The 14,734-nt window shown below is 47.6% G+C and carries 14 protein-coding genes; 13 read left to right on the forward strand and 1 reads right to left on the reverse strand.

Annotated features, from left to right (window positions below; all coding sequences use genetic code 11):
* Nucleotides 1–5 precede the first annotated feature (5 nt).
* The 9 genes from CI595_RS08540 to rpsA all read left to right on the forward strand — a co-directional run bounded on the left by CI595_RS08540 (nucleotide 6) and on the right by rpsA (nucleotide 9,492).
* Entirely contained in the window at nucleotides 6–773 is a 768-nt protein-coding gene (locus tag CI595_RS08540) for an OadG family transporter subunit (protein WP_095172845.1), read from the forward strand.
* An 18-nt stretch (nucleotides 774–791) separates the two neighbouring features.
* Nucleotides 792–1,163: a biotin/lipoyl-binding carrier protein gene (locus CI595_RS08545; protein WP_095172846.1), complete on the forward strand. Its 372-nt coding sequence runs from the start codon at nucleotides 792–794 to the stop codon at nucleotides 1,161–1,163.
* Nucleotides 1,164–1,279: 116 nt separating this feature from the next.
* Nucleotides 1,280–2,437 carry a sodium ion-translocating decarboxylase subunit beta gene (locus tag CI595_RS08550; protein WP_095172847.1) on the forward strand — a complete coding sequence of 386 codons (1,158 nt, stop codon included), beginning with the start codon at nucleotides 1,280–1,282 and terminating at the stop codon, nucleotides 2,435–2,437.
* A 70-nt stretch (nucleotides 2,438–2,507) separates the two neighbouring features.
* Nucleotides 2,508–3,920 carry an oxaloacetate decarboxylase subunit alpha gene (locus CI595_RS08555; protein ID WP_095172848.1) on the forward strand — a complete coding sequence of 471 codons (1,413 nt, stop codon included), beginning with the start codon at nucleotides 2,508–2,510 and terminating at the stop codon, nucleotides 3,918–3,920.
* A 681-nt stretch (nucleotides 3,921–4,601) separates the two neighbouring features.
* Nucleotides 4,602–5,525 carry a MurR/RpiR family transcriptional regulator gene (locus CI595_RS08565; protein ID WP_095173248.1) on the forward strand — a complete coding sequence of 308 codons (924 nt, stop codon included), beginning with the start codon at nucleotides 4,602–4,604 and terminating at the stop codon, nucleotides 5,523–5,525.
* Nucleotides 5,526–5,620: 95 nt separating this feature from the next.
* Entirely contained in the window at nucleotides 5,621–6,862 is a 1,242-nt protein-coding gene (locus CI595_RS08570; protein ID WP_095172850.1) for a BaiN/RdsA family NAD(P)/FAD-dependent oxidoreductase, read from the forward strand.
* Between the two features lie 24 nt (nucleotides 6,863–6,886).
* Nucleotides 6,887–7,555: a (d)CMP kinase gene (cmk, locus tag CI595_RS08575; RefSeq protein ID WP_095172851.1), complete on the forward strand. Its 669-nt coding sequence runs from the start codon at nucleotides 6,887–6,889 to the stop codon at nucleotides 7,553–7,555.
* Between the two features lie 10 nt (nucleotides 7,556–7,565).
* Nucleotides 7,566–8,417, forward strand: coding sequence for a 4-hydroxy-3-methylbut-2-enyl diphosphate reductase (gene ispH, locus CI595_RS08580; protein WP_095172852.1), 852 nt, complete (start codon nucleotides 7,566–7,568; stop codon nucleotides 8,415–8,417).
* Nucleotides 8,398–9,492 (forward strand): 30S ribosomal protein S1, encoded by a 1,095-nt coding sequence (gene rpsA, locus CI595_RS08585; RefSeq protein WP_095172853.1) that lies wholly within the window; start codon nucleotides 8,398–8,400, stop codon nucleotides 9,490–9,492. Before ispH ends, rpsA begins: the two co-directional genes overlap by 20 nt.
* 105 nt (nucleotides 9,493–9,597) lie before the next feature.
* On the opposite strand, the gene CI595_RS08590 is transcribed toward rpsA, so the two are convergent.
* Nucleotides 9,598–10,713, reverse strand: coding sequence for a ribonuclease H-like domain-containing protein (locus tag CI595_RS08590; protein WP_162291835.1), 1,116 nt, complete (start codon nucleotides 10,711–10,713; stop codon nucleotides 9,598–9,600).
* 176 nt (nucleotides 10,714–10,889) lie between these two features.
* On the opposite strand from CI595_RS08590, the gene CI595_RS08595 reads away from it, so the two are divergent.
* The 4 genes from CI595_RS08595 to CI595_RS08610 are packed head-to-tail and all read left to right on the forward strand — an operon-like array spanning nucleotide 10,890 to nucleotide 14,734.
* Nucleotides 10,890–11,789 (forward strand): putative ABC transporter permease, encoded by a 900-nt coding sequence (locus tag CI595_RS08595; RefSeq protein WP_095172855.1) that lies wholly within the window; start codon nucleotides 10,890–10,892, stop codon nucleotides 11,787–11,789.
* Between the two features lie 39 nt (nucleotides 11,790–11,828).
* A complete protein-coding gene (gene rsxC / locus CI595_RS08600) occupies nucleotides 11,829–13,151 on the forward strand; it encodes an electron transport complex subunit RsxC (RefSeq protein WP_095172856.1) in 1,323 nt (440 codons plus the stop codon).
* Nucleotides 13,152–13,163: 12 nt separating this feature from the next.
* Nucleotides 13,164–14,123 (forward strand): RnfABCDGE type electron transport complex subunit D, encoded by a 960-nt coding sequence (locus CI595_RS08605; RefSeq protein WP_095172857.1) that lies wholly within the window; start codon nucleotides 13,164–13,166, stop codon nucleotides 14,121–14,123.
* Nucleotides 14,120–14,734: an RnfABCDGE type electron transport complex subunit G gene (locus tag CI595_RS08610; RefSeq protein WP_095172858.1), complete on the forward strand. Its 615-nt coding sequence runs from the start codon at nucleotides 14,120–14,122 to the stop codon at nucleotides 14,732–14,734. Before CI595_RS08605 ends, CI595_RS08610 begins: the two co-directional genes overlap by 4 nt.

Below are 14,734 nucleotides of genomic sequence, written 5' to 3' on the forward strand. Positions count from 1 at the left end.
AGCATATGAAGCAGAAATGGAAAAAATTAATTGGTTTGATCCTGATCGGAGTCTGCGCGCTGGCTATGACAGCCTGCGGAAGCAGTAAAGACTCCACAGGCGGTTTAAAAGAGCTGGACGATGCAACCGTTGACTCCCTGGTGGAGAGCTTTGGCAGCGTTGTCGGCAACATTGCGGATCTGGATGAGGAATCCATTGCAGGACTGATGGAAGGCGATGATGCATTCAGCGCCTCTGCAGCCAGTGCATGGGAGGGAGCCGGCGAAGATCTGGGAGCATATGTTGAGACGAACAAAGGCGAGGTGGAGATCAAAGACGGCAGCTATATGCTGACACTGTCATGTAAATTTGAGAACCGCGACGCAGTATGTATCTTTACTCTGGATAAAAACGGCAATCCGCTCAGTGTGACCATTGACCCACAATATTCAATGGGTGAAAAGATGACACAGGCAGGACAGAATACGCTTCTGGGCGTTGGTACTGTTTTTGTAATGCTGGTTTTCCTTTGCTTTGTTATTTCCTTAATGAAATACATTCCGGGCTTTGTGGAGTCCTTTGGCAAGAAGAAAGCTGCTCCGGAAGAGGTTCGCGTTCCGGCTGCCCCGGCTGCTCCTGTTATTCCGGAAGCAGTGGAGGAAGAGGTTGTGGATGACGGTGAGCTGATCGCAGTCATTGCAGCGGCCATCGCGGCATCTGAAAATACATCTACAGACAGTTTTGTAGTTCGTTCCATCAGAAAATCAACAAAAAGAAATTGGCAGAGAGCCTAATCACAGGAGGAAATGGTTATGAAATCTTATACAATTACAGTTAATGGCGTTGCATATGATGTAACAGTAGAAGAGGGCGCAGGAAACGCAGCTGCACCTGTGGCAGCTCCGAAGGCTGCTCCTAAGGCAGCACCAAAAGCCGCTCCGGCAGCAAAACCTGCAGCATCTGCAGCAGGCGCAGTGGCAGTTACCGCATCTGTTCCGGGTAAAGTATTCAAAGTGGAAGCAAATGTTGGACAGGCAGTAAAAGCCGGTGACAACATCATCATCCTGGAAGCCATGAAAATGGAAATTCCGGTTGTTGCTCCGCAGGACGGTACCATTGCAAGTATTGACGTGGCAGTTGGTGACTCCGTAGAAAACGGCGATACACTGGCATCCATGAACTAGAATTTACAAACATTTGTAAATTCCCGACAGCTAAGAGATAAATCTTGCTGATACAATAGAAAGCACAAATCGAAAACTTTCTATTGTCACGAATACGAACAATGGGAGGTAATATAATGTCTAACGTTACAGATACACTGTCTAACCTGCTCCACCAGACAGCGTTTTTCAATCTGACATGGGGAAATTACCTTATGATTTTAGTTGCCTTTGTTTTTCTTTTCCTGGCAATTAAAAAAGGATTTGAACCGCTTCTTCTGGTGCCGATTGCCTTCGGTATGCTGTTGGTTAATATCTATCCTGATATTATGGCGCAGCCATACACGGATGCAGCAGGAATCGAGCATGCAGGTGGACTTCTTCACTATTTTTATCTGATGGATGAATGGAGTATTCTTCCGTCCCTGATTTTCATGGGCGTTGGTGCCATGACAGACTTTGGTCCGCTGATCGCAAACCCCAAGAGCTTTCTTATGGGTGCAGCAGCACAGCTTGGTATCTATATGGCATACTTCCTGGCAATCTTTATGGGATTCAACGGAAAGGCAGCAGCCGCTATCTCCATTATCGGTGGTGCTGACGGCCCGACTTCCATCTTCCTGGCAGGTAAGCTTGGACAGACAGTCCTGATGGGACCCATTGCGGTGGCGGCATATTCCTATATGTCCCTGGTTCCGATCATCCAGCCGCCGATCATGAAACTTCTCACAACTGAGAAGGAAAGAAAGATCAAAATGGAACAGCTCCGTCCGGTTTCCAAACTGGAAAAGATCCTGTTCCCGATTATCATCACCGTTGTTGTTTGTCTGATCCTTCCTACAACAGCTCCGCTGGTTGGTATGTTAATGCTTGGTAACCTGTTCCGTGAATCAGGTGTTGTAAAACAGTTGAGCGAGACAGCTTCCAATGCCCTTATGTATATTGTAGTTATCTTACTGGGAACTTCCGTAGGTGCTTCCACAAGCGCTGAGGCATTCCTGAAACTGGATACTCTGAAAATCGTTGTTTTAGGTCTGGTTGCATTCGCAGTCGGTACTGCAGGCGGCGTGCTTCTTGGTAAGTTAATGTGCAAACTGTCCGGCGGCAAGATCAACCCGTTGATCGGTTCTGCCGGTGTATCTGCTGTTCCTATGGCAGCCCGTGTATCCCAGAAGGTTGGTGCTGAGGCAGACCCGACTAACTTCCTGCTGATGCATGCAATGGGCCCGAACGTTGCAGGTGTTATCGGTACTGCGGTAGCTGCTGGTACCTTCATGGCAATCTTCGGTGTTTAATATATAGAAAGCAGACTTTCTATTGTCATGAGTTATATGGGTTGAAATAACATTTTAGGAGGAAAACAAGATGGCAGAGGTAGTAAAAAAACCTATTAAGATTACTGAAACGATCTTACGTGATGCGCATCAGTCTCTGATTGCAACCAGAATGACCACAGAGCAGATGCTGCCGATCGTAGATAAACTGGATAAAGTCGGTTACCATTCCGTAGAGTGCTGGGGGGGTGCCACCTTTGATGCATCCCTGCGTTTCTTAAAAGAAGATCCCTGGGACAGACTGCGTAAATTCCGTGACGGCTTTAAAAATACAAAACTGCAGATGTTATTCCGTGGACAGAATATCCTGGGATACCGTCCTTACGCAGATGATGTGGTAGAGTATTTCGTGCAGAAATCGATTGCAAACGGTATTGACATCATCCGTATCTTTGACTGTCTGAATGACCTGAGAAACCTGCAGACAGCCGTAAAAGCATCCAACAAAGAAAAGGGACATGCACAGGTTGCATTATCTTATACCTTAGGAGATGCCTATACAATGGATTATTGGGTTGACATGGCTAAAAAAGTCGAGGATATGGGTGCAAATTCTATCTGTATCAAGGATATGGCCGGTCTGCTTGTGCCTTATAAAGCAACAGAGCTGGTGACAGCGCTGAAAGAGGCTGTTGATATTCCAATCCAGCTTCATACACACTACACATCAGGCGTGGCTTCCATGACCTATTTAAAAGCTGTAGAGGCAGGCGTGGATGTACTTGATACAGCTATGTCTCCCTTTGCCCTGGGAACATCCCAGCCGGCTACCGAGGTTATGGTTGAAACCTTTAAAGGAACACCTTACGACACAGGCTTTGACCAGAATCTTCTGGCAGAGATCGCTGACTATTTCCGTCCGATCCGTGACGAGGCACTGGAAAGCGGCCTGCTGAATCCCAAGAACCTGGGCGTTAATATTAAAACTCTGCTGTATCAGGTACCGGGCGGCATGCTCTCCAACCTGACCAGCCAGTTGAAGGAACAGCACGCAGAAGATAAATTCTACGATGTTCTGGAAGAGGTGCCGAGAGTGCGTAAAGACCTGGGCGAGCCGCCTCTGGTTACTCCGTCCTCTCAGATCGTTGGTACACAGGCTGTGTTCAACGTGATCATGGGCGAGCGCTATAAAATGGTCACAAAAGAGACAAAGGACGTTCTCAGCGGAAAATACGGTGCTACGGTTAAACCGTTCGATCCTGAAGTACAGAAGAAGTGTATCGGTGATACAGAGCCGATCACCTGCCGTCCGGCTGATTTGATCCCGGACGAACTGGATACTTTAAGAAGTGAAATGGCACAGTGGTCCGAACAGGAAGAGGACGTATTGTCTTATGCATTATTCCCGCAGGTGGCTACCGAGTTCTTCAAGTATAGAGAAGCACAGAAGACGAAGGTGGACCCGAAGGTTGCGGATACGGAGAATGGGGCTTATCCTGTTTGATGTTTTGAAAATGGAAGGGCGAAGGTGTCGTGATGAGCGGGGCCTTTGCCTTTTTCTTTTTTTGGCAAGTGGGACGGAAGCAAAGGAGGGCGAGCCGGGGGAGGCCATATGCCTGTGAACGAAGCGTTCCGCTGCCAGGGAGCTAACCTGCTCCCATTCACTAAATTCATCGGCAGAGGCCTCTTCATTAAGTGACTGGGGCAGGTGGATCTCCCTGACGCTCCTCTGAGACATCGTTTACAGGCATATGGCCTCCCCCGGCTCGCCCTCCTTTGCTTCCTGTTTTTGGCTGTTCTGCGGTAGTGATAGAGATAATATATGGAATTGTATGTTTTCTATATGTTCTTTTGGTGTTTTACGGCAGGTAATCAGGGAGGCGTTTTCATGCTGAAAGCATGAAAATCCCGAGGCGGCCAGCGCGATATGGGGCAGAATGCTCCATATATGTGCATCGCGAAGCGTGTTACTGGATACGGAGTGTACAGTGACTTGTGATCTTGTGGTGAAAGGGCCGGTTGAAATTTTTTAGTGAAAAATTTTTGGATTTGTGGTATTATAACCCATGTGTGGACAGAATTTGTCTATATGTTACGGAAGGCTGTTGTTTTTGAGGGCTTGTTTAGGGGCTTGTGAATGATGGTGATCAAATACCTTGGGGTATGTTTTGAAGAGAGGACAGACATGGGTAATGCGGAGAATTTACTCAGTAAGATGAATAAGCAGTACCAGAGTTTCAGCAAGGGGCAGAAGAAACTGGCTACTTATATTAATGATAATTATGATAAGGCCGCTTTTCTGACGGCTGCTAAGCTGGGGGAGACGGTTGGGGTCAGTGAGTCTACGGTGGTGCGTTTTGCTATCCATCTGGGGTATAAAGGGTATCCGGAGTTTCAGAAGGCTTTGGAGGAACTGGTGAGGAATAAACTGAATTCGATCCAGAGAATGGAAGTGACTTACGGCAGGGTTCCTCAGTCGGAGATTTTGGATACGGTGCTGCATTCAGATATTGATAAGATTAAACTGACCATGGAGCATATTGACCACGGTGCCTTTGAACTGGCTGTGGAGACTATTTTGAAGGCGAAGAGTATCTATATTGTTGGGATACGAAGCTGTGCTCCTCTGGCAAGTTTTCTGGGATTTTATTTTAATCTTTTGTTTGATCATGTACATCTGATGCATACGAACAGCTCCAGCGAGCTGTTTGAGCAGATGATCCATATCAGTGGGGATGATGTTATTATCGGGATCAGTTTTCCCAGGTATTCCATGCGGACTTTGAAGGCGCTGGAATTTGCCAATAACAGAAGTGCTAAGGTGATCACCCTGACTGACAGTATACATTCTCCTATGAATCTGTATTCTTCCTGTAATCTGATAGCCAGAAGTGACATGGCTTCTATTGTGGATTCCCTGGTGGCACCTTTGAGCGTGATCAATGCGCTGGTGGTGGCACTGTGTATGCGCAAGCAGAAAGAAGTGGTGGCAACTTTGGAGGATTTGGAGAAAATCTGGGATGAATATCAGGTTTATAATAATGACGAGATCAATATGGCGGACGGACAGGATATTGAACTGAAAAATCCGGTCGGCATGGAGGATTAGAGGTTACGGTTCGCACGCCACTGTCCCGGGCGAAGCGTGCTGCTGTACACGGAGTGGACAGCAGCGATTAGATTACGCGAATAAAGGAGCCTGCAATGGCAAAAATAATCATTATCGGCGGCGGGGCTGCCGGCATGTTCGCATCTGTGTTTCTGGCTGAGAAGGGACATCAGGTGCATGTGTTTGAAAAAAATGAAAAATTGGGCAAGAAGCTTTTTATCACGGGAAAAGGTCGCTGTAATGTGACGAATGACTGTGATCCGGAGACGTTTTTTGAATCGGTGGTTTCCAATCCGAAATTTTTGTACAGCGCTTATTACGGATGTACCAGCCAGGATGTGATGGCGTTTTTTTCCTCCATGGGTGTTAAGCTCAAAACAGAGAGAGGAAACCGTGTGTTCCCGGTATCTGACCACTCCTCTGATGTGATCAGGGCATTGGAGCAAAGGATGCGTACAGCGGGTGTGAAGGTACATCTGCATACGGAGGTAAAGGAGCTGCTTCTGGAGGATGGCTGTGCGGCGGGGATCCGGCTGGCAGATGGAGTGGAGATATCCGGAGATAAGGTGATCGTGGCCTGCGGAGGATTTTCTTATCAGGCCACAGGTTCCACCGGGGACGGCTACCGCTTGGCAAAAGAGGCGGGACATACGGTGACGGAGATTCTTCCGGCCCTGGTGCCTCTGGAGGTCAGGGAGGCGTATGTAAGCCGGATGCAGGGACTGGCCCTTAAAAATGTGCGCTTTACTGTGAAGGATGGGAAGAAGGTGCTCTATGATGAGTTCGGAGAGCTTCTTTTTACACACTTTGGTATATCAGGGCCTTTGGTGCTGACTGCCAGCTCAAAGATAGCAAAAAGGTTAAAGAAAAAGGAACTGCAGGGATATATTGATGTGAAGGCAGCCCTTTCCGGGGAACAGCTGGATGGCAGGATCCTGCGGGATTTTGAGGAGAACAGGAACCGGCAGTTTAAGAACTCTGTGGGAGGTCTGTTCCCTGCGAAGATGGAGCCGGTCATGCTGGAGCTCTCCGGAATTCCTTTGGAGAAGAAGGTCAATGAGATAACCAGGGAGGAGAGGCAGCATTTCGTTTCCCTGATCAAGGAATTTCCCCTTACGATCACCGGTACCCGGGATTTTAAGGAGGCAATTATTACCCAGGGCGGTGTGAAGACCGGGGAGATCCAGCCCGGTACCATGGAGTCTAAAAAAGTCCGGGGCCTCTATTTTATCGGAGAAGTTCTGGATTTGGATGCGGTCACCGGTGGATTTAATCTGCAGATCGCCTGGTCTACGGCTTTCGCGGCGGCTTCGTCCATAAATGAGAGCAAAGAATAATGGTACAAAGGAGACAGAAACAAGATGGCATTTAATATTGCGATTGACGGTCCGGCAGGTGCCGGAAAAAGCACCATAGCCAAAGCGTTTGCAAAGAGGCTTTCCTACATCTATGTGGATACGGGAGCCATGTACCGCGCGATGGCGCTTTATCTGCTGAGGGAGGGAATATCCGCGGAGGATGTGAGCGGGATTGAAAAAGCCTGTGAGCATGCGGATATCTCCCTTGTACATGAGGGCGGTGTCCAGAAGGTACTTTTAAACGGTGAGGATGTAAGCAGCCTGATACGGAGCGAGGAGGTGGGCAATATGGCCTCCGCAAGCGCACAGAACGGCAAAGTCAGGGAGAAGCTGGTGGAGCTTCAGAGACAGCTTGCAGCCAGGACCGATGTGGTTATGGACGGCAGGGATATTGGTACCTGCGTGCTGCCGAAGGCAGATGTTAAAATATATCTCACAGCCAGTGTCCACACAAGGGCGGTCAGACGCTATAAGGAGTATCTGGAAAAGGGTATGGAGGCAGATTTGGCCAGGATAGAGGAGGATATTGAGAAGCGGGATCATCAGGACATGAACCGGGAAATTTCGCCTTTGAAGAGGGCGGCGGACGCTGTCCTTTTGGATTCCTCTGATCTGACCATTGAGGAAGTCCTGGATGCCATGATGGAGATCTGTAAGAATAAAAAAAGCTGAAGGAGCTGCTATGGAAGTAAAGACAGCCAAAAGCGCCGGCTTCTGCTTCGGCGTGAAGCGGGCAGTGGAAAAAGTATATGAGGTTGCAGGAGAGAAACAAGCCGGTGTATATACCTACGGGCCTATCATTCACAACGAGGAAGTGGTGGGAGATTTGGAAAAGAAAGGTGTATCGGTCCTGAACAGTGAGGAGGAGCTTAAGGCTCTTGCTGAAGGAACTGTCATCATCCGTTCCCACGGGGTGCCGAGGAAGATTTACGAGCTGCTTCAGGAAAAAGGGCTGGACTATGTGGATGTAACCTGTCCCTTTGTGCTGAAGATCCACAGGATCGTGGAACGGGAAAGCCGTGCGGGACGCCATATTGTCATTATAGGAAATAAAGACCATCCGGAAGTAGAGGGGATCCGAGGCTGGTGTGAAGGTCCCTCGACAGTCATCAAAACCAGGGAAGAGGCTGAAAATTTCCTGCGGGAAGGCCACGAAAATGTATGTATTGTCTCGCAGACGACATTTAATTACAAGAATTTTCAAGAACTAGTTGAAATTTTAGCCAAAAAGAGGTATGATAGACTTGTTTTAAATACGATTTGCAATGCAACCAATGAGCGACAGGCAGAAGCGGCAGAGATTGCAAAGACAGTAGACGCCATGATTGTCATAGGAGGCAAACATAGCTCAAACACCCAAAAGCTGTTTGAGATATGTAAAGGCGTATGTAAAAACACATACTATATACAGACACTTGCTGACTTGGATTCTGATAGTTTTCAATCCATTCAATGTGTAGGTATTACAGCAGGGGCTTCAACCCCAAATAAAATAATTGAGGAGGTTTCAAAACATGTCAGAATTAAGTTTTGAACAGATGTTAGACGAATCATTTAAGACAATCAGAAATGGGGAGGTAGTCGAAGGTACTATCATCGGTGTTAAAGAAGATGAAATTATCCTGAACATTGGCTATAAAGCAGATGGTATCATCACAAGAAACGAATATTCCAACGATTCTAATCTTGACCTGACTACTGTAGTTTCCGTAGGAGACACCATGGAGGCAAAAGTTCTGAAAGTCAACGACGGCGAAGGACAGGTTCTCTTGACATACAAGAGACTGGCAGCTGAGAAAGGCAACAAGAGACTGGAGGAAGCTTTTGAAAATAAAGAAGTCCTGACAGCAAAAGTAACACAGGTTCTGGATGGCGGTTTAAGTGTTGTCTTAGATGAGGCAAGAGTGTTCATCCCAGCAAGTCTGGTATCCGATTCCTATGAAAAAGACCTGACAAAATATCAGGATCAGGAAATTGAATTTGTGATCACAGAGTTCAACCCGAGAAGACGCCGTATCATCGGTGACCGCAAACAGCTTCTGATGGCGAAAAAAGCCGAAATGCAGAAAGAGCTGTTCGAGAGAATCCATCCGGGTGATGTGGTTGAAGGAACAATCAAAAATGTAACGGATTTCGGTGCGTTCATTGATCTGGGCGGAGCTGACGGTCTGCTTCACATCTCTGAGATGTCCTGGGGCAGAGTGGAAAACCCGAAAAAGGTATTCAAAGCCGGTGAGCCGATCAGAGTGCTGATCAAAGATATCAATGGCGACAAGATTGCTCTGAGCCTGAAATTCGAGGATCAGAATCCATGGTTGGATGCAGCAGAGAAATATGCGGCAGGCAATGTGGTAGAGGGCAGAATCGCACGTATGACAGATTTCGGTGCGTTTATCGAGCTGGAGCCGGGCGTAGATGCATTACTGCACGTATCCCAGATTTCCAGAGCACACGTGGACAAACCGTCTGACGTATTGTCCGTAGGACAGATGGTTACAGCTAAAGTTGTGGACTTCAACGGAGAAGAGAAAAAGATCAGCCTGAGCATGAAAGCTCTGGAGCCGGCTTCTGATGACAGAGAAGAAGCTGCATATGATACAGAAGAATAAGAGATATGGATTCAGAGTGGCGGAAGTGCTGTGTGCATGTTCTGTCCTGAAACATAAAAAGACCGGCAGCGGAGCAGATTCGCTGCCGGTCTTCTTTCCCTTTTGTCAGACACGTGCCTGGCTTTTCAGATATTCGTGAAGAAAAGACTTCTGCATCTCCCGGTTTCGGAGAAAGCTGTCCGTCCACTGGATATAGGAATCATCGGAGCCATAGGAGGATTTAAAAATAGGAAGACCGGGTGTGCCAAAGGCTCGGAGAAAATAACCGCTTACTTTTTTGCAGCAGTTGGAAGCTTTTGCTTTTTCCCGGCAGGCAGGGTCCACATATACCCCCACACTTTTATGGACGGCCTCATCCTCCAGAGGAAGATAGTAATAATTCTTATAGTCAGGATAATAGTATTTTAAAGTGCCTTCCAAAAGAGGCATTTTCATTTTGCCGCAGTCCTTCTCCACGGTGACGTAAGCACAGGGCAGAGAAAAAGAAAGCGGGACAGGGAAGGAGAGGGGGAGTTTCAATGTGAAAAGGATCTCCTTTTGGAGGCTTCCGTCCATGGTCCTGTCTGTCACTTCCCGGACGGAAGGAACCTGAAAATCTCCCCGGAAAAGGGCCAGGAGGGAACCAAAAGCCAGAAGATGGCCCATGCCCTCCACATCGTCATGATTGTGAAGAAACAGAAGGTCTAAAAGTGGTTCCTGGCCTGTTTTGGCATAGGTGCGGTAGACTTTTATCAGTTCCTTTCCGCTCATGGTATCCTTTCTTTTGTATCCGGACAGGGGTTCCAGGGATCTCTGGCGGAAATTCTCGGTCCGAAGAAGCGGGCGGAAAGGCTGAAGCGCGCGGTAGAGGTCCACGGATACGGCATCTGTGAAGGGCGCTGTGAGCCCATAGCCCCTATATTTGTGCTGCAGGTAAGGAAGATCAAAGGTACTGCCGTTAAAGTGCAGAAAACAGCTTTTCCCGGCGCACAGCGACTGAAAGGCTTTCAGCATCGCAAGTTCTTCTTCCTCATTCTCCTTTTGTGCGAGAAATTGTATCATTTCCCATTTACCATCTGTACACAGTGCGGCCCCGATCAGATACACCCGGCTGTTATGATGACTCAGCCCCGTTGTTTCAATATCAAAAAATAATAAGTCATCTTCCCGGATGTCTGCAGGAAGAAAGTGTTTAGCATATTCTGGCATAAATTGATAATTAAATATCTTGTTTGTTAGCATTTTAACAATAACCTTTCTAATTGTATCAAAAATAATACGAAAAATAGACAAATCATTGTAGCAGTTTTTTGAAAATAATGTTATATTATATAAAGACGTAATAAATACCAAATGGGGCATCCTTTGATTCATGCATAGTAAATATGCCCCTGAAGAGACATAAGAAGGAGGCATCTATGGATTTAAAAGTTGCAGGAATCTCTCTGTATTATATCATAAACTGGTTTTTTATCTACAGTTTTTTAGGCTGGGTGTGGGAATCCTGTTACGTTTCCGTCAAATCGAAAAAACCTGTGAACAGAGGATTTATCAATGGTCCGTTCTGTACCATTTACGGGTTTGGCGCTGTCAGCGTCTATCTGATCCTGAAGGATTTTGATCAGAATCTTCTGGTGCTCTACATAGGAGGCGTGGTGGTTGCCACTGTGCTGGAATTTATAACCGGATGGCTGATGGAGACAATCTTCCACACCAGATGGTGGGATTACAGCCAAAAAAAGTTCAACCTTCACGGGTACATCTGTCTCGGTTCTTCCCTTGCCTGGGGTATCTTCACCGTTCTGCTGTTTAAGGTGTTCCAGCCTTTTGTGGAATGGCTGACCAATCTTTACCCTGTTACCATCGGAACCATTGCCGTAAGTATTGTTGCGGTTTTGTACGGTGCGGATTTTGTTACTTCCGCAGTCGCTGCGTTTGGCATCAGCAAGAGATTTGCCAGAGTGGAGGATATGCTGGAAGACTTGACCGCATACCTGCAGACTACAAAACTATATGAGACAAAAGAGGAGATCAGGGATAAACTGGAGGAGATCAGAGCGTTCAATCTGGCCGATGCTGCGGAAAAGATCGGCACCAAGAAATCAGAGTTCTCCCAACTGCTTGAGGAGCGCTTTTCCCTTTCTGAGAATTATATGGAAAAGAAGGCGGAGCTGGAGAGACGTATGGATGAGTTTTCAGATAAATATCTGTCCGCAAGGAAAAAATCCAACATTGTCGGAAAGCGTATGATCCACGCTTATCCCGGACTGCGCGCGGAATTCAGGCGTCATAAAGAAAGAAAAGCCAAAAAGCATTAACTGGCTTCTTATAATATTCAATTAAAGGAGGGACTACACATGGCGTTTTTAACCTTTAAGGGCGGCGTACACCCTTATGATGGAAAAGAACTGTCAAAAGACAAGCCTATAACGGATTACCTGCCGAAACAAGAGCTGGTCTATCCGTTATCACAGCACATAGGCGCACCTGCAAAGTCCATTGTGGCGAAAGGTGACCATGTACTGGCCGGGCAGAAAATTGCTGAGACGGGAGGTTTTGTTTCCTCACCCATCCACGCATCCGTTTCCGGTACCGTAACTGCGGTAGGCAAGGTACGGAATAACATGGGAAATATGGTGGATGCCATTACCGTGGAGAATGATGGGAAATACGAGAGCATTGAAATGCAGAAGGTGGACTCTCTGGATTCTCTTTCCAAAGAGGAGATCATCAAAAAGATTCAGGACGGCGGTGTTGTCGGTATGGGCGGAGCCGGTTTCCCCACCCATGTGAAGCTGTCTCCGAAGGAACCGGACAAAATTGAGTATGTCCTGGTGAACGGAGCCGAGTGTGAGCCTTATCTGACATCAGATTACCGACGGATGATGGAGCAGCCTGAGCTGGTAGTAGGCGGGCTGAAATGCATGCTGAAACTTTTTGATAATGCAAAGGGTTGTATCTGTATTGAGGACAACAAACCTGACTGTGTTGCAAAGATGACAGAGTTTGTGAAGGATGAGCCGCGTATAGAGGTGAAGACCCTCAAGACAAAATACCCACAGGGCGCAGAGCGCTGTCTGATCAATGCCGTTACAGACAGAGAACTGAATTCCTCCATGCTTCCCGCGGATGTGGGATGTGTTGTGGACAATGTTGATACGGTATGCGCTATCTGCAGGGCTGTCTTGGAGGGACGTCCTGTAATTGAAAAAATAGTCACCGTGACAGGGGACGGCATAGCCAATCCCCAGAACTTCCGGGTAAAGACCGGCACCAGTTTCGCGGAACTGATCGAGGCAGCCGGGGGCTTTAAAGGCTCTGTGGAGAAAGTGATCTCCGGCGGCCCTATGATGGGCTTTGCCATGTTTGATTATCATGTGCCCATTGTTAAAACTTCATCGGCCATCCTGTGTCTGACAAAAGACGTGGTGGCAGCAAATGAAGAGTCGGCCTGTATCAACTGCGGACGCTGTGTCAGCGGATGTCCCGCAAGGCTGGTTCCTTCCCGTCTTGCAACATATGCGGAAGAGGGACAGGAAGAACTGTTTGTGAAATTCAATGGCATGGAGTGTGTGGAGTGCGGCTGCTGCAGCTTTGTCTGTCCGGCTAAAAGGCCTCTGACCCAGTCTGTCCGTTCCATGAGAAAAATGGTTCTTGCCAACAGGAAAAAGCCAAAGTAGGAGGAGAATAACATGAGTGACTTATTACATATTTCATCTTCGCCTCATGTGCGGTCGAAGGTGAGTACCAGCGGCATTATGGGCACGGTACTGCTCGCACTGCTGCCGGCAGCTTTATTTGGTATCTATAATTTTGGGCCTCACGCGCTTTTGCTGATCTTGATCTCTATGGCAACATGTGTGGCAACAGAGGCAGTCTATGAACATTTTATGCACAAAAAGCTGACGATCAAGGACTACAGTGCAGCTGTCACCGGCCTTCTTCTGGCCCTGAACCTGCCACCGTCCGCACCCTGGTGGATACCGGTCATCGGTGGTGTGTTTGCGGTTCTGGTGGTAAAACAGCTTTTTGGCGGACTGGGACAGAACTTTATGAACCCGGCCCTTGCCGCCAGATGTTTTCTTTTGATCTCTTTTACCGGCAGGATGACAAATTTTGCTGTTCCTGAAAATGCCTGGGGCAAAGTGGTGGATACGGTATCAGGTGCTACCCCTCTGGCAGCCTTAAAAGCAGGGGAGAGCGTTGATGTTATGAGCCTGTTTCTGGGCAATGTACAGGGAACCATCGGTGAGACCTCTGCACTGGCTATCTTGATCGGTGCAGCCATTCTGCTTGGAACAAAAGTGATCGACTGCAGAATCCCCCTTACCTATATCGGTACCTTTGCCGTATTTGTACTGCTGTTCGGCGGACATGGTTTTGATATGAGCTATCTTGCAGCACATCTCTTCGGCGGCGGTCTGATGCTGGGTGCCTGGTTCATGGCAACCGATTATGTGACCACTCCGATCACGAAAAAAGGACAGTTGGTTTACGGCGTCTGTCTCGGTGTGTTTACCGGGCTTTTCCGTATTTTCGGCGGTTCAGCGGAAGGTGTTTCCTATGCCATCATTTTCTGTAATCTGCTGGTACCTCTCATTGAGCGTGTCACCATGCCGGTTGCATTCGGAAAAGGAGGTAAGAAAGCATGAAAAAGAGCACAATTTTAAAAGATACGCTGATTCTTACCGCGATCACTTTGATCTCCGGCCTGCTTTTGGGTCTGGTATATCAGATCACAAAGGATCCTATCGCTGAGCAGAAAGAGATGAAAAAACAGGAAGCTTATATGGCTGTTTTCTCAGATGCGGATTCTTTTGAACCCTATATTCCGGCGGAGGATGCCGATTTGTCTGCATACCTTACCGAGAATGGCTACACAGCGCAGACCGTCAATGAAGTGATGAAAGCTGTGGACGCACAGGGCGAAGTGCTGGGATATGCCATCAACATGACCACGTCCGAGGGATACGGCGGAGATATTACATTTTCAATGGGAATAAAGAGTGATGGTACCTTGAACGGAATTGAAATTCTGGATATCAGCGAGACCGCCGGCCTCGGCATGAATGCCCAGAAGGATGAATTCAAGGATCAGTTTAAAGATAAAAAAGTTGACAAATTTGAAGTGACCAAGACCGGGTCACAGACAGACAGCCAGATTGATGCCTTGAGCGGTGCGACTATCACATCCAAGGCCATGACAGGCGGTGTCAATGCCGGTCTGTGTGCATTCCAGTATTGTGTAGAGGAGGCTGAATAG

Source organism: Blautia hominis, assembly GCA_002270465.1.
Lineage (GTDB): Bacteria > Bacillota > Clostridia > Lachnospirales > Lachnospiraceae > Blautia > Blautia hominis.

Excerpts from the sequence above, each read along its gene's own strand:
- CI595_RS08540 (WP_095172845.1), top strand. The coding sequence starts at position 6 with ATGAAGCAGAAATGGAAAAAATTAATTGGTTTGATCCTGATCGGAGTC.
- CI595_RS08545 (WP_095172846.1), top strand. The coding sequence starts at position 792 with ATGAAATCTTATACAATTACAGTTAATGGCGTTGCATATGATGTAACA.
- CI595_RS08550 (WP_095172847.1), top strand. The coding sequence starts at position 1,280 with ATGTCTAACGTTACAGATACACTGTCTAACCTGCTCCACCAGACAGCG.
- CI595_RS08555 (WP_095172848.1), top strand. The coding sequence starts at position 2,508 with ATGGCAGAGGTAGTAAAAAAACCTATTAAGATTACTGAAACGATCTTA.
- CI595_RS08565 (WP_095173248.1), top strand. The coding sequence starts at position 4,602 with ATGGGTAATGCGGAGAATTTACTCAGTAAGATGAATAAGCAGTACCAG.
- CI595_RS08570 (WP_095172850.1), top strand. The coding sequence starts at position 5,621 with ATGGCAAAAATAATCATTATCGGCGGCGGGGCTGCCGGCATGTTCGCA.
- cmk (WP_095172851.1), top strand. The coding sequence starts at position 6,887 with ATGGCATTTAATATTGCGATTGACGGTCCGGCAGGTGCCGGAAAAAGC.
- ispH (WP_095172852.1), top strand. The coding sequence starts at position 7,566 with ATGGAAGTAAAGACAGCCAAAAGCGCCGGCTTCTGCTTCGGCGTGAAG.
- rpsA (WP_095172853.1), top strand. The coding sequence starts at position 8,398 with ATGTCAGAATTAAGTTTTGAACAGATGTTAGACGAATCATTTAAGACA.
- CI595_RS08590 (WP_162291835.1), bottom strand. The coding sequence starts at position 10,713 with ATGCTAACAAACAAGATATTTAATTATCAATTTATGCCAGAATATGCT.
- CI595_RS08595 (WP_095172855.1), top strand. The coding sequence starts at position 10,890 with ATGGATTTAAAAGTTGCAGGAATCTCTCTGTATTATATCATAAACTGG.
- rsxC (WP_095172856.1), top strand. The coding sequence starts at position 11,829 with ATGGCGTTTTTAACCTTTAAGGGCGGCGTACACCCTTATGATGGAAAA.
- CI595_RS08605 (WP_095172857.1), top strand. The coding sequence starts at position 13,164 with ATGAGTGACTTATTACATATTTCATCTTCGCCTCATGTGCGGTCGAAG.
- CI595_RS08610 (WP_095172858.1), top strand. The coding sequence starts at position 14,120 with ATGAAAAAGAGCACAATTTTAAAAGATACGCTGATTCTTACCGCGATC.